The sequence below is a fragment of the Thermosynechococcus sp. GLH187 genome (genome assembly GCF_031583395.1).
Taxonomy (GTDB): Bacteria; Cyanobacteriota; Cyanobacteriia; order Thermosynechococcales; family Thermosynechococcaceae; genus Thermosynechococcus.
Genome location: NZ_CP134175.1, coordinates 1,161,198 through 1,177,025 on the forward strand (window position 1 = coordinate 1,161,198; position 15,828 = coordinate 1,177,025).

At 53.9% G+C, this 15,828-nt stretch carries 20 protein-coding genes; 8 read left to right on the plus strand and 12 right to left on the minus strand.

The genetic code is table 11. The features are described 5' to 3' along the window. Nucleotides 1-25: 25 nt before the first annotated feature. From argS to petN, 3 genes are read right to left on the minus strand one after another with little or no spacing between them, the layout of a single operon-like run. Nucleotides 26-1,780 (minus strand): arginine--tRNA ligase, encoded by a 1,755-nt coding sequence (argS, locus tag RHI63_RS05430; protein WP_310821979.1) that lies wholly within the window; start codon nucleotides 1,778-1,780, stop codon nucleotides 26-28. Next, nucleotides 1,780-1,935 (minus strand): hypothetical protein, encoded by a 156-nt coding sequence (locus tag RHI63_RS05435; RefSeq protein WP_206201408.1) that lies wholly within the window; start codon nucleotides 1,933-1,935, stop codon nucleotides 1,780-1,782. Before RHI63_RS05435 ends, argS begins: the two co-directional genes overlap by 1 nt. A gap of 18 nt (nucleotides 1,936-1,953) precedes the next feature. Then, complete coding sequence (gene petN, locus RHI63_RS05440; protein WP_011056671.1) at nucleotides 1,954-2,043, minus strand: cytochrome b6-f complex subunit PetN; 90 nt, start codon at nucleotides 2,041-2,043, stop codon at nucleotides 1,954-1,956. 94 nt (nucleotides 2,044-2,137) lie between these two features. Here petN and RHI63_RS05445 point away from each other — a divergent pair, with 94 nt between their 5' ends. Together RHI63_RS05445 and RHI63_RS05450 are read left to right on the plus strand one after the other, a co-directional pair. Then, nucleotides 2,138-2,605 carry an ankyrin repeat domain-containing protein gene (locus RHI63_RS05445; protein ID WP_310438420.1) on the plus strand — a complete coding sequence of 156 codons (468 nt, stop codon included), beginning with the start codon at nucleotides 2,138-2,140 and terminating at the stop codon, nucleotides 2,603-2,605. Further along, on the plus strand, nucleotides 2,602-4,386 hold the full coding sequence (locus RHI63_RS05450) for a mechanosensitive ion channel domain-containing protein (RefSeq protein WP_206201410.1): 1,785 nt from the start codon (nucleotides 2,602-2,604) through the stop codon (nucleotides 4,384-4,386). Before RHI63_RS05445 ends, RHI63_RS05450 begins: the two co-directional genes overlap by 4 nt. Here the strand turns inward: RHI63_RS05450 and RHI63_RS05455 are convergent. From RHI63_RS05455 to lipB, 3 genes are all read right to left on the minus strand, one after another. Continuing rightward, on the minus strand, nucleotides 4,383-4,892 hold the full coding sequence (locus RHI63_RS05455) for a cupin domain-containing protein (RefSeq protein WP_206201411.1): 510 nt from the start codon (nucleotides 4,890-4,892) through the stop codon (nucleotides 4,383-4,385). The two genes, RHI63_RS05450 and RHI63_RS05455, sit on opposite strands and share 4 nt — an antisense overlap. Next, nucleotides 4,873-5,856, minus strand: coding sequence for an RNA polymerase sigma factor, RpoD/SigA family (locus tag RHI63_RS05460; RefSeq protein WP_315862901.1), 984 nt, complete (start codon nucleotides 5,854-5,856; stop codon nucleotides 4,873-4,875). Before RHI63_RS05460 ends, RHI63_RS05455 begins: the two co-directional genes overlap by 20 nt. Nucleotides 5,857-6,076: 220 nt before the next feature. Further along, the gene (lipB, locus tag RHI63_RS05465) at nucleotides 6,077-6,757 is read right to left on the minus strand and encodes a lipoyl(octanoyl) transferase LipB (RefSeq protein WP_206201412.1); all 681 of its coding nucleotides are present in this window, start codon (nucleotides 6,755-6,757) and stop codon (nucleotides 6,077-6,079) included. A gap of 160 nt (nucleotides 6,758-6,917) precedes the next feature. Here lipB and hpf point away from each other — a divergent pair, with 160 nt between their 5' ends. Further along, a complete protein-coding gene (gene hpf / locus RHI63_RS05470; protein WP_302676538.1) occupies nucleotides 6,918-7,535 on the plus strand; it encodes a ribosome hibernation-promoting factor, HPF/YfiA family in 618 nt (205 codons plus the stop codon). A gap of 58 nt (nucleotides 7,536-7,593) precedes the next feature. Here hpf and RHI63_RS05475 read toward each other — a convergent pair whose 3' ends face one another. From RHI63_RS05475 to RHI63_RS05485, 3 genes are all read right to left on the minus strand, one after another. Continuing rightward, nucleotides 7,594-8,100 (minus strand): hypothetical protein, encoded by a 507-nt coding sequence (locus RHI63_RS05475; RefSeq protein ID WP_302679059.1) that lies wholly within the window; start codon nucleotides 8,098-8,100, stop codon nucleotides 7,594-7,596. A gap of 85 nt (nucleotides 8,101-8,185) precedes the next feature. Further along, nucleotides 8,186-8,878, minus strand: coding sequence for a HEAT repeat domain-containing protein (locus RHI63_RS05480; protein ID WP_206201415.1), 693 nt, complete (start codon nucleotides 8,876-8,878; stop codon nucleotides 8,186-8,188). 152 nt (nucleotides 8,879-9,030) lie between these two features. After that, a complete protein-coding gene (locus RHI63_RS05485) occupies nucleotides 9,031-9,162 on the minus strand; it encodes a photosystem II protein Y (RefSeq protein ID WP_149817644.1) in 132 nt (43 codons plus the stop codon). Nucleotides 9,163-9,400: 238 nt separating this feature from the next. Between RHI63_RS05485 and RHI63_RS05490 the strand changes: the two genes are divergently transcribed. Next, nucleotides 9,401-10,582 (plus strand): pentapeptide repeat-containing protein, encoded by a 1,182-nt coding sequence (locus RHI63_RS05490; protein WP_255521508.1) that lies wholly within the window; start codon nucleotides 9,401-9,403, stop codon nucleotides 10,580-10,582. A gap of 8 nt (nucleotides 10,583-10,590) precedes the next feature. Here RHI63_RS05490 and rodA read toward each other — a convergent pair whose 3' ends face one another. Further along, a complete protein-coding gene (gene rodA / locus RHI63_RS05495; RefSeq protein ID WP_206201417.1) occupies nucleotides 10,591-11,859 on the minus strand; it encodes a rod shape-determining protein RodA in 1,269 nt (422 codons plus the stop codon). Nucleotides 11,860-12,005: 146 nt separating this feature from the next. Here rodA and RHI63_RS05500 point away from each other — a divergent pair, with 146 nt between their 5' ends. Next, nucleotides 12,006-12,722 (plus strand): pyridoxine 5'-phosphate synthase, encoded by a 717-nt coding sequence (locus RHI63_RS05500; protein WP_206201418.1) that lies wholly within the window; start codon nucleotides 12,006-12,008, stop codon nucleotides 12,720-12,722. On the opposite strand, the gene RHI63_RS05505 is transcribed toward RHI63_RS05500, so the two are convergent. Both RHI63_RS05505 and RHI63_RS05510 read right to left on the minus strand, forming a co-directional pair. After that, complete coding sequence (locus RHI63_RS05505) at nucleotides 12,712-13,173, minus strand: YbjN domain-containing protein (RefSeq protein WP_206201419.1); 462 nt, start codon at nucleotides 13,171-13,173, stop codon at nucleotides 12,712-12,714. The two genes, RHI63_RS05500 and RHI63_RS05505, sit on opposite strands and share 11 nt — an antisense overlap. Before the next feature lie 25 nt (nucleotides 13,174-13,198). After that, nucleotides 13,199-13,636, minus strand: coding sequence for a hypothetical protein (locus RHI63_RS05510; protein ID WP_206201420.1), 438 nt, complete (start codon nucleotides 13,634-13,636; stop codon nucleotides 13,199-13,201). Between the two features lie 195 nt (nucleotides 13,637-13,831). Here RHI63_RS05510 and RHI63_RS05515 point away from each other — a divergent pair, with 195 nt between their 5' ends. From RHI63_RS05515 to RHI63_RS05525, 3 genes are all read left to right on the plus strand, one after another. Further along, nucleotides 13,832-14,440: a DUF3038 domain-containing protein gene (locus RHI63_RS05515; RefSeq protein WP_225901665.1), complete on the plus strand. Its 609-nt coding sequence runs from the start codon at nucleotides 13,832-13,834 to the stop codon at nucleotides 14,438-14,440. Further along, nucleotides 14,440-15,114: a DUF4335 domain-containing protein gene (locus tag RHI63_RS05520; RefSeq protein WP_206201421.1), complete on the plus strand. Its 675-nt coding sequence runs from the start codon at nucleotides 14,440-14,442 to the stop codon at nucleotides 15,112-15,114. Before RHI63_RS05515 ends, RHI63_RS05520 begins: the two co-directional genes overlap by 1 nt. A gap of 65 nt (nucleotides 15,115-15,179) precedes the next feature. Continuing rightward, nucleotides 15,180-15,713, plus strand: coding sequence for a gamma carbonic anhydrase family protein (locus RHI63_RS05525; RefSeq protein ID WP_206201422.1), 534 nt, complete (start codon nucleotides 15,180-15,182; stop codon nucleotides 15,711-15,713). Nucleotides 15,714-15,828: the final 115 nt, after the last annotated feature.

Sequence of the window (15,828 nt, forward strand, 5' to 3'; positions counted from 1 at the left end):
TGCGCCCCAGTCTAGCGAGAAGGCGCTAAATCCGATCCAAAACCCGAATCCCCAGTAGGGATAGTCCTAGCTTCAGGGTCTGAGCAGTGAGATAGGCAAGGGTGAGACGGGATTGCTTCGTTGGCTCAGTTGCCGAGAGGATGGGACAGCGATCGTAGAACTGGTTGAAAAGCTGGCTCAGTTCAAAGAGGTATTGGCAGAGGCGGTTGGGCAATAGCTCAGCGCTCACAAGGTCGAGGGTTTCCTCCAGTTGCACAAGGTGCTTGGCCAAGTTTTGCTCGGTCTCATCCTCTAGGAAGAGGGGGGTATCTGGTGAGAGGGTGCGCCAATCAATGTCGCCGCGCCGTGTCAGTCCTTGGACACGCACATAGGCATAGAGCAAATAGGGAGCAGTATTCCCCTGTAGGGAGAGCATCTTGTCGTAGCTAAAGACATAGTTACTGTTGCGGTTTTGGCTAAGATCTGCGTATTTGACAGCACCGATACCGATCGCCCGTGCCACGGTGTCAATGAATTCTGGAGATTCACGACGGCCTTCACTGGCAAGGCGCTGTTCTAAATCCGCTCGACTGCGGGCGATCGCCTCCGTCAACAAATCCATCAGGCGAATCGTTTCCCCAGAACGGGTTTTCAAGCGTTTGCCATCTTCCCCCAACACTAAGCCAAAGGGGACATGGGTTAACGTGACATGGGGCGGCACCCAACCCGCGCGCTGCGCCACTTGAAACACTTGGGCAAAGTGGGTGGACTGCCCAACATCGGTAACATAGATAATCCAATCTGCTCGGTCTTTGTCAATGCGGTAGCGCAGGGCGGCTAAATCCGTGGTTGCGTAGTTGTAGCCCCCATCGGACTTCTGAATAATTAAGGGTTGGGGCTGCCCCTCTTTATTGGTGAAGCCTTCCAAGAAGACGACCTTTGCCCCCTGATCCTCCACCACGAGGCCAAGAGCGGCTAAGTCCTCAATCACCGCGGGCAAAAAGGGATTGTAGAAGGACTCCCCTCGTTCGGTGAGTTCAATATCCAGCAGATCGTAGATCTTTTGAAACTCGCGGCGGGATTGCTCACACAGCAGTTGCCAAGCGCGGCGACTCTGTTCTTCTCCCTGCTGGAGTGCCACCACCTGCTGCCGTGCCTTCTGCTGAAAGTTTGGATCGCTGTCAAAGCGTTGCTTGGCCTTTTTGTAGAATGTCACCAAGTCACCTAAGTCAAGGGCATTGGCGGTTGTGAGGGCGTCGGGATAAACCTCATCAAGGTAGGCAATGAGCATGCCAAACTGCGTTCCCCAGTCCCCCACATGGTTGAGCCGCAGGACATTGTGGCCTTGAAACTCCAGAATGCGGGCAATGCAGTCACCAATAATCGTGGAGCGCAGGTGACCCACGTGCATTTCCTTGGCAATGTTGGGGCTAGAAAAATCAACCACCACCCGGCGTGGCTCTCGCGCTGGCGGAATCCCCAAGCGATCGCTCCCAATAGCGGCTTGCAGGCTGCGCGCCAGAAAGTCTGGCTTGAGACGAAAATTGAGAAAGCCCGGACCAGCAATTTCGACGGGTTGACAGAGATCCTCAACATTGAGATGTGCCACCACCTCTTGGGCTAGCTCACGGGGTGCTTTGCCCACCTGCTTGGCGAGGCTCAGGCAAACATTGGATTGATAGTCGCCAAACTTGGCTTGACTGGCCGGCAGCAGGAGCGGCTGGGGATAGGTATCTAAAGGAAGTGCGGTTTGCAGGGCACTGAGGAGGCGATCGCCCAAAAGCCGTAGAGGAGCAACCATTAACGCTTGCGCCCCCGTTGTTGTTCTTTTTGCTCTGCTTGCAGCCGCCGGCGATCGCGCCACTCCGCAAAAGTCAGATAGCCAATGCCACCAGTGACGACAATCAGCAGCAGCAAGGCCACCAGAACCAGAAGATCCGCCAATGAAACCGTCATTGCCCCAGTCCTAGGTGGCTACATGCCGTGGCGACCCCACACCACAAAGGCGATCGAGAGCGTAAAGACACTGAGAACACCCACCCAACCGAGCGTGATAATATCCATTGCATGCGATCCTGAACTCAATGCAGACCTCATTTTAACTCAGATAGATTATCTTTTCTTTATTAGAGGCAGGCTACAGGCAATGACGCAGGGGATGACAGCAATTGAAACCGCCATTGAGCAAGGAGACCTAACCGCTGTCCAGGAGGCGATCGCCAACGGTATCGAGTTGAAAACGGAAGCGCTGGCACTGGCAGCAGAACTGGGGCACACGGAGATTGTCAATGCCCTGATTGTCGCCGGCGTCGATGTTAACCAAGGGGACAGCGAGGGTTGGACACCATTGATGGCTGCTGCCGGCGGTGGACATACCGCCATTGTGGAGAAACTGTTAGCCGCCGGTGCCAATGTCAACGCTCAAACGACCTTTGGTTTGACCCCCTTAATGGCCGCAGCAGCCAAAGGACAGACGGCTACGGTCAAACAACTGATTGCAGCAGGTGCAGATCTCAACGCCAAGGATCAGAATTCTTGGACAGCTTTGGTGTGGGCGTTGGATGGAAAACATGCCGACGTGGTGGCAGTCATTAAAGCCGCTCGCGCACAATCTTTAGGACCATGATGAAGTACCTCAGTTTATTTTTAGCAGCAGCCCCTTCAAGTATTCTCATTGCTCAACTGGCGCGAACTCAACGGCTGCGGGTCGCGCTCATTGAAGCGGCTCAAATTGTGGGGATTGTTGGCATTGCGATGCTCACGGACTGGCTGCTGCTGAACTTGGGGATTCATCAACTGCAACAGCGGCTTGACCAAAAAGCCAGCCAACAATCCCAGCCTTGGCTCTCCCTTGGCGCTAGTCTATTGCGCCTGACGCTGCGGATTTTACTCTGGGCACTCGTTTTATCTTGGATTCTGCAATCGGTTCAAAGTCTTTCCCCTTGGCATGAGCGCATCGATAGCACGATTCAGTTTCTCCTCAAACGGGTGGCCGTGGTGTTTAACACCCCCTTTATGGAGTTGGGGCGGACGCAAATTACCCTAAACTTTCTCTTTTTAATTCTCTTTCTCTCCCTCGCAGTGATTTTTACCTCCCGCTGGGTGAGCGAGTGGCTCAAGAGTCGGATTCTCATGCAGTTACGGGTGGATCGCGGTAGCCAAGAAACCATCACCCGTGTGGTTAGCTATAGCCTCAGCTTTATTGGCTTTATTGTTGTTCTGCAAACCGCGGGCATTGACCTCAGTTCCCTGACGGTGTTAGCGGGGGTCTTGGGGATCGGTTTTGGTTTTGGTTTGCAAACCCTCGCCAGTAACTTTATTAGCGGTTTAGCGATTTTGTTGGAACATCCGATTAAAGTCGGCGATTTTATTGAAGTGGATGGCCTGCTGGGCACGGTGGAGAAAATTTCAATTCGCGCTACGATTATCCGCACCAATGATAGCCAGTACGTGATTGTCCCCAACAACCGCTTTATTGAAAAGAACGTCGTTAACTGGAGTTACGGTAGTCCCGATAGCCGTATCCATATCCCTGTGAGTGTCGCCTATGGCAGTGATACGGTTCTGGTGACCGAAGCGCTCCTCAGTGCCGCCCGTCAGGATCCGCGCGTCCTGCTCACCCCACCCCCCAGCGTTTGGTTTCGCGGTTTTGGCGAGAATGCCTACCTCTTTGAATTGCTGGTGTGGATTAACCGCCCCCAAGATTCTGAACCCATTAAAAGCGCCCTCAATTTTCTCATTGAGCAGGAATTACGGCAGCGGCAGATTGAAGTGCCTTTTCCCCAGTTGGATTTGCGGTTGCGCGACTTGGGGGAACTGCGCTCCTTGGCTCATTACTACCACCGTTCTGTGGCCAGTGTGCCCGAAACCGCAGCGGTGAGTGAGCCAGTAGCTCCTGAAATGGTCAAAACCGAACCCTCCCTTGCTGATTTACTGCGCAATATCAGTTGCTTTTCCCGCTGCTCCAATGCGGAATTGCAAATGCTGATTGAGTTGGGCAATCGTCAATTTTATGGTGTGGGGGAAATTATCTGCTCTGAGGGCGATCCGGGGGATGCCTTTTACATTGTCCTTGAGGGATCAGTGGAAGTGCGCTCTGAGCAGTTGGATCAAATCTTAGCCACCCTCTATGAGGGCGATTTCTTTGGCGAAATTTCAGTGCTAACGGGAATGCCGCGATCGGCCACAGTGCGGGCGTTAGAAGAAACAGTTCTATTTGTGGTGCATCGTTCAGCGGTACAGCGCCTGCTGCAAGCTCAACCCCAATTGGCGGAAGAGATTGCCCACGAGCTAGCGGCACGACAACAGGTTCTCCAAGAACTCGGCCTCGTGAACTCCCAAGAAATCAAAAGCCTGCCCCCCTTGCAGTGGATTCGTCGCCGCTTGCAAACGCTCTTTAATGTCTAGGGCGTCAAGCGTTCAATGAATCTCTGGTGCTGAGGAAACTGCTGCTGCAATTGCTGGCGATCGCCCAATTCAAAATCGCGAAAGTCAAATCCCGGCGCCACCGTACACCCCACAAGACTAAAACTGTCTGGCGCATCCACCGTTGCTCCAAACCATGCTCCCGCTGGTACCACCTGTTGCCATTGCTCCCCCTGATCGATATTCATCCCCAAGCGCAGGGGCTGATACTCGCCCGTTGGTAGAATCACATGAATCGTCAGGCTACTGCCCGTGTAAAAGTGCCACAGTTCATCACTGGCAATGCGGTGCAGTCGCGAACAGGCCGTGGAGGGGAGCAAAAAGTAAATACTCGTACAGTAGGGGCGATCGCCCCCCTGAAAACCTGAAGGCAAAACCGCTGCGGGAATACTCCCTGCTGAGCGATAGACCTCACGGAAATAGCCCCCCTCTGGATGGGGTTGCAGATCAAGCGCCTCAATCCACGCCTTAGCTGGCCAAGTATTCATACATTTGCTGGCGCCGCCGCCGCAGATGATCAAGGGCTTGCCGCTCCAGTTGCCGCACCCGTTCACGGCTGAGGTTGAGTTGTTCACCCACCTTAGCAAGGGACAGCTCTTGGCCATTCCCTAACCCGTAGCGCAGGGTGAGGACTTGCCGTTGTTGCGGGGTAAGTTCCGCCAGCCACAGGTTGACATCATCGCGGAGGGACTCCACCGTAGTAAATTGCTCTGGCGAAAGACTGTCATCCTCGAGCAGTTCACCGAGTTCAGTGTCCTGATTGTCCCCAACGCGCAGATCAAGGGAAACGGGTTGGCGCGCAAGGGTCAGGTATTCACGAATTTGCTCCGGTTCGAGTTCTAGGGCTGCTGCCACCTCAGCAGGGGTTGCACTCCGTCCCAATTTTTGCGCCAATTCCCGTTGCGTGCGTTTGATCTTGTTCAGCTTCTCAGTGATATGGATGGGCAGCCGAATGGTTCGCCCCTGTTGGGCGATCGCCCGCGTAATGGCCTGACGAATCCACCAGTAGGCATAGGTAGAGAACTTATAGCCGCGCGTGGGATCAAACTTTTCCACACCGCGTTCAAGGCCAAGGGTGCCCTCTTGCACCAAGTCCAGCAATTCAAGGTTGCGTTTTTGATACTTCTTGGCCACCGAAACCACCAGCCGTAGGTTGGCTTCAATCATTTTTTGCTTGGCGCGTTCGCCGCGCTTAAGGAGATTGCGCAATTCCGCCGGCGTGAGATGAGAGGCCGCCGCCCATTCTTCAAAGGTTGGTTCACGTCCCAGTTCCTTGGTGAGAGCCTCGCGTTTTTCCCGCAGTGCCATCATTTGCTGCACTTGTTTACCCAGAATAATTTCCTGCTCATGGGTCAGCAGCGGCACGCGTCCAATTTCCTGTAGGTAGGTGCGCACCATATCGGTGCTAACAGTGGGTGTCGGGGATGGGGTTTTGGAAGCGGAGTTCATCATAGCAGCACAGATTCTAAACAGTATTTGGCAAGGAAGAATGTAGATAAAAGATTTATCGCGATGAAGATGACGACTCGCACTGATAAAGCTGAGGTTCCTATAGCGTTAGCCTAGCAGGTGAGAGGGAGTTGGCCTGTATCCTAATCTACTTAGACTTAAATTGTGCCCCGAAAGTTGCCAATTCATAACAGCCGATTCCTGAAATAAAGATTAAAGTTTGTCAACTAGAGATGGGGATCAGGAGATCGGCAAGGGCTTTGGGGGCAAATTCGAGGGCAAAAACACGGCCAAAGGCCGTCACAAACTGCTGGCGCACCTCCTCTAGGGTAATGTTGGCACAAAACTGCCGTAGGTTCCCGACGGGGCGATCGCCAATGCCACAGGGGACAATGCGCCCAAAGCCCTTTAGATCGTTCACCACATTGAGGGCAATGCCGTGGAAGGTAATCCAGCGGGTCACCTTGATCCCAATTGCGGCCACCTTGTACCCCTCTACCCAAACACCCGTAAGGCCAGCAACGCGCTCCCCTTTAATGCCATAGTGCCCTAGGGTTTGAATCACGACTTCCTCCAACTGGTGGAGATACCAATGCAAATCGCAGCGGTGGCGGCGTAAATTCAAAATCGGGTAGGCGACCAATTGGCCGGGGCAGTGGTAGGTGACATCGCCTCCGCGCTCAATGCGCAAGACCTCAATGCCAGTAGCCACAGGATCAAAGTGAAGGTGGGCGGTGGTTGCCCCTTGACCAAGGGTGTAGATGGGGGGATGCTCCAAAGTGAGCAGGACATCTCGGGCAGTGGGATTGTGGCAGCGCTCAGCCACCAGTTGCTGTTGCCAGCGCCAAGCATCGCGGTAGGGAATGATCCCCAAGGCACAATGCCAACCAAGGGCAGTTTTCATAGGGGGTGCCAGATTGTCAAGAGCTAGAGGATAAGAATTATCACAGAACACGAATAAAGGTGAAGAGCGGCAGCACACCCTGTAATCGCCGATACGGAGATGTTAGGGTGGAAGTAGATCAGCCTTAGATGTATCTGTTTTGCTCAGGGGAGGCAACCCTATGAGGCTAGTGATTCATGGTAAAAACATTGATATTACGGATGGCATTCGCAGCTATGTGAACCAAAAAATTGAGCGAGCCACCCATCATTTCCAAAATGTGATTAATGAAGTTGATGTGCATCTGTCCGTGGCTCGTAACCGTAGCACTGCTCCCAAGCAAACCGCTGAAGTGACCCTCTTTGTCAATGGCTCCATCATTCGCGCCGAAGAAAGCAGTGAAAATCTCTACGCCAGTATTGATCTCGTTGCCGACAAAATTGCGCGCAAACTCCGTAAACTCAAAGAAAAACGCCAAGACAAGTCCCGCGCTAAAGACACCAATAGTGTGGTGGAGCCCGCAGTGGTGACCGACTTAGTGGGCGATCGCACCCCCCAACTGCCCGAACAAGTCGTGCGCATGAAATACTTTGCCATGCCCCCCATGAGTATCCAAGAAGCCCTTGAGCACCTAGAAATGGTGGATCACGACTTCTATGTCTTCCGCAATCGCGATACGGGAGAAATTAACGTGGTCTATGAACGCAATCATGGGGGCTATGGGGTGATTCAACCCCGCCCCACCTCCCAAGAAAATCATCACCCTGCGGCTAAACCCATAGCTAAGGCAGCACCCTAGAACCACACTCAAACAGCAATCACAAAAGGGATGACCTCTGCCTCTGGTTTTCCTGCTGCTAGGGGCGGAGGGTGAGTTGCCACTCTTGGGTCTGGCGATCGCGCTGAAGTTCGCTATTTTCACCAATCACATAGGGTCCCCAGTAGCGTTTGGAGCCATCCAGCGTGAAAGCAAGGACAATATCCCCTGACTGAAGTGCCAGCTTGCCCTCTGGCAGCGTTAATAGTAATCCCTTAATACTGCCCTCCATGGGGGCAAAATCCCAGTGAACTGCTCCTTCATTAGGATGGGCGCGATCGCGGGCAGCGAGCAACACCACGCGCACCGGAAAGGCCGTTTGATTACTGATGCGTAGCCCATTCGGTTGCGGGTTGGCTGGCGTTTGGGGAGGGGGTAAGGGCTGAACAGTAGTGGTTTCTGGTTCTGCCTCGACAATGGGGGGCGGTTGGGTCAGCAGGTCTGGCTCCCACCAGAGCGCAAAATGTAGTTGTGAAAGAATAATCGCACCCACCACCCCGACCAGCACTGCCACGAGGTAAGGAAGAAATTTAATTCGGATAGACATAGAGATAGGTTACTGCGGATGCCGCGCCTTTCTTTCCAGTTTAGAGAGTTGTGGCAGAAACCGCAGTGGGCAAAAAAGTTTGATCTCAATTGCCAGGGCCCTGAACTTCGGAGGAAAGTCGCTCTTGCAAGCGTTGCAAAGAAATCTGGGCTGCCGTCGCCACATGGGGATGCTCATCTTTAGCGAGGTATTCCAAAGCGGCTTGGGTTTTCGGGCTAGGGAGATTGCCCAGAGCTTCAGCGAGCCGTTGCCGTACCAACCAATCCTCTGTGGTCACAAAGGGCAAAATATCTTCGACAACACTGGGATCGCCAATTTCCCCCAGAGCGGCGATCGCCCCTTGGAGCATCACGACTTCCTGACTTTTCAGCGCCGAGCGCAATACATCCACCGCGCGGGGATCCTTAAGATTGCCCAGCGCCACAGCAGCACTAAAGCGCACTAACCAATCGGTGTCTTCATAAAAGGCGCGCACTAGCGGTTCAAAGGCACGCCCATCTTCGAGATAGCCCAAGGCACCCGCAGCATCGGCACGAATACCATAATCCGGTTCACTCTCGAGCAACTGCACCAGAATGTCAAAGCACTCCGGTGTGGATTTAACCCCAAGGGCAAACACAGCCATTGAGCGAATCTGTAGATTTTCGTCCCAAAGGACTTTTTTAATCAGGGGTACGGCATCCGCAGAGGGGACATCCCGTAGCGCGGCTAGCGCCAGCAGGCGATCGCGGGAATTGGGACTTTCCAGTTGATGGGCAAGCTGTTCGAGGGAAGGCATGGCAGTAACCTGAAAGCTAATTTACAAAAGTTAACAATATACTTCCTATTATAAAAAAGTCTCCCCGAAGTAAAACCAAGATCACACTTGGTCTGGTTCCTTGGGGAGCGCTTGCCCAACAATTTCACAGAGGATACAGCCGTATCAATGTCCTAGGCTGCTTTGGCTTTTTGCAGGAGCTTTTGAAACTGCTTGACAGCATAGGGCAGAATGTTACGAACTGCCCAACCCGCAGCCAGTAGGACAGGTAACAGGACAATCAGGACACGCCAATCCATACCCATAACCTCCCAAAACGTTTTCTGAAAACTTTATGAATTATTGTACAGCCTTCTCTAAGGAGAGAAAGGGGGGACACGATGCAACAAAGAAAGATTCTACCGACAGAGCTTTTCTAAACATCGACGGGCTATCCGATCCCAATGCTGACGTTCACAGTTTTGGGTGTGTTCTCCCCTTGGAAAAAGGTCTGTATGATTGGTTTAACTCCTTTAAGGCCAAATCCTGATGGGCGAAGACAAAATGACCCTCCGTGACAACCAAACGGCGGCTGCTTTGCGTCTCAGTAAAGTGTTAGCCGCTCGTAATCGTTGGCGCACGGGTTGGCAGTCTCTGCGTTCGGTGTTGATGCCGATCGCCATGGTCACTGTCTTGCTGGCTTGGGGACTCGATTGGGATGCGGTGGGTGTGGTGGCTGCTTTGGTGCTGGGGGGACTGAGTTTCCCCTTGGTCTGGACTTCGACCTATCACTGGTTTACTGAAGATCTCACGGAACAGCAACGGCAGTTCATTTTGGCCTCACTGGGCCTGAGTTTGACGGTGGTGGCACTCATTGCCATGACTGGCGCCATGGACTGGATTCGAGGACGCTTTCAAGGTACGAATTGGGATGCGGTGGGGGCACTGGCGGAGGGCTTCGGTGCCTTGGGACAGATTTTGGTGGCGCTCTTGGCCGCCTATGTGGCTTGGCGACAATACGTGATCTCGCGGGATTTGACGACGCAACAAAACCGCATTACCCAACAGCAAACGATTGACAGTTATTTCCAAGGGATTGCCGATCTCATTCTTGACGATGAGGGGTTATTGGAGGATTGGCCGCCGGAGCGGGCGATCGCCGAGGGACGCACTGCTGCCATCTTGGGGGGGCTCGATGCCGAAGGCAAGGCCAAAATCATTCGCTTTTTGTCAGGCGCAAAGTTACTCTCGCCGCTGAAGCGCGATCGCCGACTGGGACGGGCGATTTTTGATGGGCTGGGTGGCTATGAGGAAGACATTGAGTATGGTGTGCGGGTGATTAACCTTGGCAGCATGCTAGCGGGCGCTGATCTCAGTGGTACCGATTTGCGCTGGACCGAATTGAGTGATGCCAATCTCACAGGCACCCTCTTTCGCAACTGTAATTTGACACGAGCCAATTTGGCAGGGGCGATTTTGCAGGGGGCGGATTTCACCAATGCCGATCTCAGTCGGGTTCGCTTCTTTTATGGCACCGCTGATCAGGCCAGCCCCCGCGATCGCCTGCATCCTCCCAACTTTCGCACTGGGGCGCAGACGGGTGCAGTGGTCGAGGATGTCAACTTTACCAATGTCAAGAACCTCTCCGAAGAACAACGCTACTATTGCTGTGCTTGGAGTGGTAGCCGCTCCCGTGAAACGATTCCCGGTGGCTGTGAGGGCATTCCGAATAAACTAGGACGCTAGCGCCTCGGTTAGTAGCGCGATCGCGGGCGATGATTCGCCACGGAGAGCACCATCCCTAAGCCAAGATAGGTCGCCAGCAGGGCTGAGCGGCCATAACTCACCAGCGGTAACGGCATTCCTGTCACGGGGAGCAGACCAATGGTCATGCCAATATTCACCACCACTTGAAACAGGATCATGGCAAATAGACCGATCGCCAGCAACGAGCCAAAGTCATGACCGGCACTATTGGCAATTTGCAATAAGCGCAAACCGATTAACCAAAAAAGGCATAGGAGAACTAAACTGCCAATGAAGCCCGTCTCCTCAGCGATCGCTGAAAAAATAAAGTCTGTATGCTGTTCGGGAATAAATCCCAACTGGGTCTGGGTGCCTTGAAAAATGCCCCGCCCCCATAGCCCACCAGCACCAATGGCAATCCGCGATTGAATCAAGTGGTAGCCAGCCCCAAGGGGATCCTTGTCGGGGTCAAGAAACATAAGAATACGGGTTTTTTGATAGTCCTTGAGCACGCTCCAAAGCAGCTGCCCCAAGCCAGCCCCCCCGAGATTGAGCACCAGCCCCCCCAAGCCACCGACCCAGCCCAAGGGCAAGCTCCGCCATGCAACGACGGCCATCGCCAGTGTCCACACCAACCAGAGGATCAGGTTCAGTTGGTAGGGCAGAGGCAGGGCAACGAGAATCGCTGCCACCAAAGGGGAAAGCATCAAGACAATCCAGCTGCCGGGGGTATTCGCCCAGTAGAGCATTGTCAATGTAATGGCAATGAAAACAAGGGACGTGCCCAAATCCGGCTGCGTCAAAACTAGGAAAAAAGGGGGGGCGGTGGCTGCAAAGACACTGAGAATGCCCTTCAGAGAGTGGCCTGAAATGCGGTGCAACAGTGCCGCTTGGGTAAGAATGAGGGAGATTTTGGCAAACTCCGAGGGTTGCAGGTTAAAGCCGCCAATCGCCAACCAGCGCTCTGCTCCCTTGGCCTCGACCCCCACGAGATCAACCGCTAGCAGCAGGGCACAGCTCAGGCCGTAGATGACCCAATGACTGCCCATAAAGACTGATTCCGGAACGCGGGCAAGGATCAGGGCAAGCATCGTACCCATCCCCCCCACCAATAAATGCTGGAGACTATCGTTTTCCTCTAGGTGTAGTTGACTACTGTGGATGAAGACCGCCCCAATGACCGTGGTTGCCCAAACAGCCCCTAACAGCAGCCAATCCACGCCTCGCCATGGATAAAACCAGCCAAAAGTCCGCCGTCGGGGTACTCGCCAAGTCATCAGCCACTGTCCTGTCTCTCCTAGGGGGTTAGTCTATCGGCTGGCTCAAAAGGTTGCAAACGGCCAGCGCGGACAACCGACATGGCACCTTGCCTTGGTGTATTATCCGAAAGGTTGGGCTTCTATTCCGACAAGGAGCGATCGCAGTGGCAACCCTAGGGGTCAACATTGATCATGTGGCAACGATTCGCCAAGCGCGGCGCACAGTTGAACCCGATCCCGTAGCCGCAGCCGTTTTGGCAGAACTGGGGGGAGCTGATGGCATTACCGTACATCTGCGGGAAGATCGTCGCCATATTCAAGAGCGGGATGTGCGCCTGCTGCGGCAAACGGTACGCACCCATTTGAACCTAGAGATGGCTGCCACTTCCGAAATGGTGGCGATCGCCCTTGACATTCGGCCAGATTACGTGACGTTGGTACCTGAGCGGCGCGAAGAAGTCACCACCGAAGGGGGGCTAGATGTGGTGGGTCAGCGGCAACCCTTGACCCAAGTGGTGCAAACGTTGCAAGGCGCAGGAATTCCTGTGAGTTTATTCATTGACGCGGATCCGGCCCAACTGGAAGCCGCCGCTAAAACCACGGCTCAATTTATTGAACTGCACACTGGTCGCTATGCCGAAGCCAAGGGGGAAGCGGCGCAACAACAAGAGTTAGCAATTTTAGCTCATGGTGTCCAACAAGCAAAATCCTTAGGCTTGCGGGTGAATGCAGGCCATGGCCTGACCTACACCAATGTGGGGGCGATCGCCCGCCTTGAAGGCATTGAAGAACTCAATATTGGCCACACGATTATCAGCCGCGCTGTTCTTGTGGGCATGGTGCAAGCCGTACGGGATATGAAAGCCCTCATTAGCTCTTAAACTCAGCCCTGAGGGCGTCATCATAGTCATCAGCGAGTGTCGCCACAATCGTAATTAGGCGGGAAATTTCACCCGCAGTAATCCCCCCTAGGGTGCGGGTAGCCACGACTTGGACTTGGTCTTCAGCAATGGCAAAGTGTGCCTCGAGGGTGGTGAGCCAGTTCAACGTCAGGAGCTTACGATAGAGTGCCAATTCATCCGCTACGGGCAGAGGCAGTACCGGTGACCAAATGGTGAGAAAGTCTTCCGCCGTATGGCCACTCAACTGCACAAAGACCTCGGCACTGCCATAGCGAAACATCCAAATTTTGCCACTGTCCGTTTGGCCAACGAGGGGGGCGCCCCCCTGATGGAGACTAGAAATCACCGTTTCAATAATCTCAACCGCATTTTCTAGGGGCGTGTCAAGGGATGCTGCGGGGATGGGCTGCACTTCACTGACCATGGTCATTCCTTTCGTGAATCAGGACAACTTGTTAGAGGACTTGGTGGGTGTAGGCGTGTTGTTTGACATTGTCGGCAGCGGTAACGATACGCTCGGAGTTGAGCACCCGTTTGCGTTCTGTGGAGGTATTAAAGTTGCGGTAAGTCTCGCCAAGGGGAATATGGCGGGTACTTTGGGGACGGGCAATGTAGGTGCGTGCGGCTGCTGCAAGGCGATCGCCATAGTCATCACACAGATGGGCACTGGGGGGAAACTGCTGCTGCACTTGCTGCGGATCTTGGGCTGTACCATAGGTGAGGGCATGGGCTTCACTATAAGAAGTGGGCAAGCCATGGAGCAAGGCTTCCAACGCCGCTGAGGGAATCGGCTCAATCACCTCTACGGGCTGGAGTTTTCCCTCCACCTGCACAAAACAATGAGCGAGTCCAAGCACCACATAAGCTTCTGGGGGGGGAATCTCTTGACTCATTGCAACCTCACAATCATGTGGTTCTCCTCAAGTCTAGCCTGCTTTTCGAAAAATCAGCGCAGTGGGCAACATATAAAAAGAGGCGGCAGTCGTCAGTGGAGAAACGGCTAAGATCGTTTAGGCCTATTTCACCATGAGTCCTGTCATTATTGCTGTATAGTGAGCACTCTAGAGAGTATGGAAACGGCAAACTCAATGCCAGCAACAATCGAATCCCCTGAAGTTGAGCTATTACCTCCGATGTTGGCAGCACTGCCCGACCCCCAAGGGGTGAGTGTGTGTCCTCGGCGGGCACGTTGGCAATTAGACTTATTGTTGCTTGCCCTAGAGTGCGTTGATTTGCATGCCTCTGAGTTGATGTTGCAAGTGCTGCGAGATCTGCAACTGCAAGTGATGATCCCCAATCGGGTCGTATTTTGGCAAATTCGCTGCACCAATCCCTTTCGCCAAATTACCCAGCGTACCCCCTTGCCCTTAGCGGAAACAAAGGCACTCACCGCAGTGGTTGTGCAAGTGGCGCGGCGGCAGACGGCAATCCTGCGGCATTTACTTTTGGTGTTGGATCAATTGCAGGCGCAAAATTTGCCCCCGGAAACCTATGCCCCCTTGGCGGAGTATTTAGACCGCTTTCGCCGCCATTTTCGCAAACGCATGAACCTCCAGCGATCGGGTCTCTTTCTCTACAAAAATAACCAAGCCCTCAATGAGTTGGGTCTAAAGCTGTTGGCACAACTTCTGCTCTGTGCAGGCACAAAGGGCATGGAACGCCTTTGGTTTAGTTTATTTGATGGGGAAGTAAGTTAATGCTGCTGCAACGCCAGTATTCATTGCCCAATTGCACACTGCGAATTGAAGGGCTGAGTGGTCAAGCCGGCGCAGAGCAGTTGGATATTGTCACCCTCTGCGAGTGGGAGATTATTGGCCAGAATCAGCGGGTCAAGGGCGGGAAAGAATTCCTTGTGGCATTGCTCAATAGTGTGCCTGCAGCAGCGCAAACGTGGTTGAGTGGTGTTAAGTTACGGCGATCGCCCCAGTACCCGATTCAGGTCGAGATTCAGGCCTCTAATCAGGTAGTGCTGCATATTCCCCGCCAGCTATTGCAAGGCTCGCCTACAGAAAATGCCGATACCCCTGCCCAGAATGGCGCTGGTGAAACCCTAGAAGTGCAGCTCACTTGGTTGCAGCTAGCGGATTTAGTGGAGGCATTGGATCAACTCTGTAGTGATAGCCAAACACTGCCTACCCTGATACCAACATTCCATTCCCTCCCCCGGCAGGCGATCGCCCCTGCTGTGCCTTTGCGCAAACAACTGATGCCTTTGGGGATTGGCGCTGCTAGCTTAGCCGTCATGGCTGCGATCTTTTTCCATCTACCAGTGCCCGAACGCCGTCCCCCCCGCGAGGAAGCCGTGCCCCCCACCGCCGAAGCCGTCACACCCTCACCGGCACCCACGACACCAGCAACCCCGAATCCGTAAGCCCATTTCAGGCCTACCCGCAATTTGGCAACTGTCGTTTAGCTTTTTGATGCTTGGAATCAACCATGGTAATCACTACCCCTAGTGCTTTTTGGCCCCCCGTTGCCAGCGATCGCGCTGCCTTTATTGCCCCCAATGCCACCCTTGTTGGCGATGTCCGCTTGGGTGAAGGCTGTAGCATTTGGTATGGCGCTGTTTTACGCGGTGACGTGGCGTACATCGAGATTGGTGCCCACACCAATGTTCAAGATGGCGTCATCCTCCATGGTGATCCGGGACAACCCACGATCCTTGGGGAAGAGGTGACGGTTGGGCATCGCGCGGTGATTCATGGCGCAACCGTGGAAGATGGCTGCTTAATTGGCATTGGCGCCGTGATTCTCAATGGCGTTCGAGTTGGAGCGGGCAGTATTGTCGGTGCAGGGGCAGTGGTGAGCAAAGATGTCCCCCCCCGCTCTTTGGTTGTGGGCATTCCCGCTAAGGTGGTGCGGGAAGTGAGTGACACTGAGGCCGCCGATCTACGTCAGCATGCCCGTAAGTATGAACAACTGGCCCATGTCCACAACGGCACAGGCACTGATCTAGGGTTCCATCCCTAGAAGTTGCATCCAAGGCTGTCCTACACTGATTCCGACGGTGTTGGCTGTTGGCCATTCTTAGGAAAAGGGCTGTCATCTGCTAAAATTCTGAAGGATTTTCTCGTAAGAGTTCAGC

Bases quoted from the DNA above. Each gene is read 5' to 3' on its own strand.
- hpf (WP_302676538.1), top strand. From the start codon at position 6,918: ATGAGGCTAGTGATTCATGGTAAAAACATTGATATTACGGATGGCATT.
- RHI63_RS05450 (WP_206201410.1), top strand. From the start codon at position 2,602: ATGATGAAGTACCTCAGTTTATTTTTAGCAGCAGCCCCTTCAAGTATT.
- rodA (WP_206201417.1), bottom strand. From the start codon at position 11,859: ATGACTTGGCGAGTACCCCGACGGCGGACTTTTGGCTGGTTTTATCCA.
- RHI63_RS05505 (WP_206201419.1), bottom strand. From the start codon at position 13,173: ATGACCATGGTCAGTGAAGTGCAGCCCATCCCCGCAGCATCCCTTGAC.
- RHI63_RS05435 (WP_206201408.1), bottom strand. From the start codon at position 1,935: ATGACGGTTTCATTGGCGGATCTTCTGGTTCTGGTGGCCTTGCTGCTG.
- RHI63_RS05485 (WP_149817644.1), bottom strand. From the start codon at position 9,162: ATGGGTATGGATTGGCGTGTCCTGATTGTCCTGTTACCTGTCCTACTG.
- RHI63_RS05475 (WP_302679059.1), bottom strand. From the start codon at position 8,100: ATGTCTATCCGAATTAAATTTCTTCCTTACCTCGTGGCAGTGCTGGTC.
- argS (WP_310821979.1), bottom strand. From the start codon at position 1,780: ATGGTTGCTCCTCTACGGCTTTTGGGCGATCGCCTCCTCAGTGCCCTG.
- RHI63_RS05490 (WP_255521508.1), top strand. From the start codon at position 9,401: ATGACCCTCCGTGACAACCAAACGGCGGCTGCTTTGCGTCTCAGTAAA.
- RHI63_RS05460 (WP_315862901.1), bottom strand. From the start codon at position 5,856: ATGATGAACTCCGCTTCCAAAACCCCATCCCCGACACCCACTGTTAGC.
- RHI63_RS05525 (WP_206201422.1), top strand. From the start codon at position 15,180: ATGGTAATCACTACCCCTAGTGCTTTTTGGCCCCCCGTTGCCAGCGAT.
- RHI63_RS05515 (WP_225901665.1), top strand. From the start codon at position 13,832: ATGCCAGCAACAATCGAATCCCCTGAAGTTGAGCTATTACCTCCGATG.
- RHI63_RS05455 (WP_206201411.1), bottom strand. From the start codon at position 4,892: ATGAATACTTGGCCAGCTAAGGCGTGGATTGAGGCGCTTGATCTGCAA.
- lipB (WP_206201412.1), bottom strand. From the start codon at position 6,757: ATGAAAACTGCCCTTGGTTGGCATTGTGCCTTGGGGATCATTCCCTAC.
- RHI63_RS05520 (WP_206201421.1), top strand. From the start codon at position 14,440: ATGCTGCTGCAACGCCAGTATTCATTGCCCAATTGCACACTGCGAATT.
- petN (WP_011056671.1), bottom strand. From the start codon at position 2,043: ATGGATATTATCACGCTCGGTTGGGTGGGTGTTCTCAGTGTCTTTACG.
- RHI63_RS05510 (WP_206201420.1), bottom strand. From the start codon at position 13,636: ATGAGTCAAGAGATTCCCCCCCCAGAAGCTTATGTGGTGCTTGGACTC.
- RHI63_RS05445 (WP_310438420.1), top strand. From the start codon at position 2,138: ATGACAGCAATTGAAACCGCCATTGAGCAAGGAGACCTAACCGCTGTC.
- RHI63_RS05480 (WP_206201415.1), bottom strand. From the start codon at position 8,878: ATGCCTTCCCTCGAACAGCTTGCCCATCAACTGGAAAGTCCCAATTCC.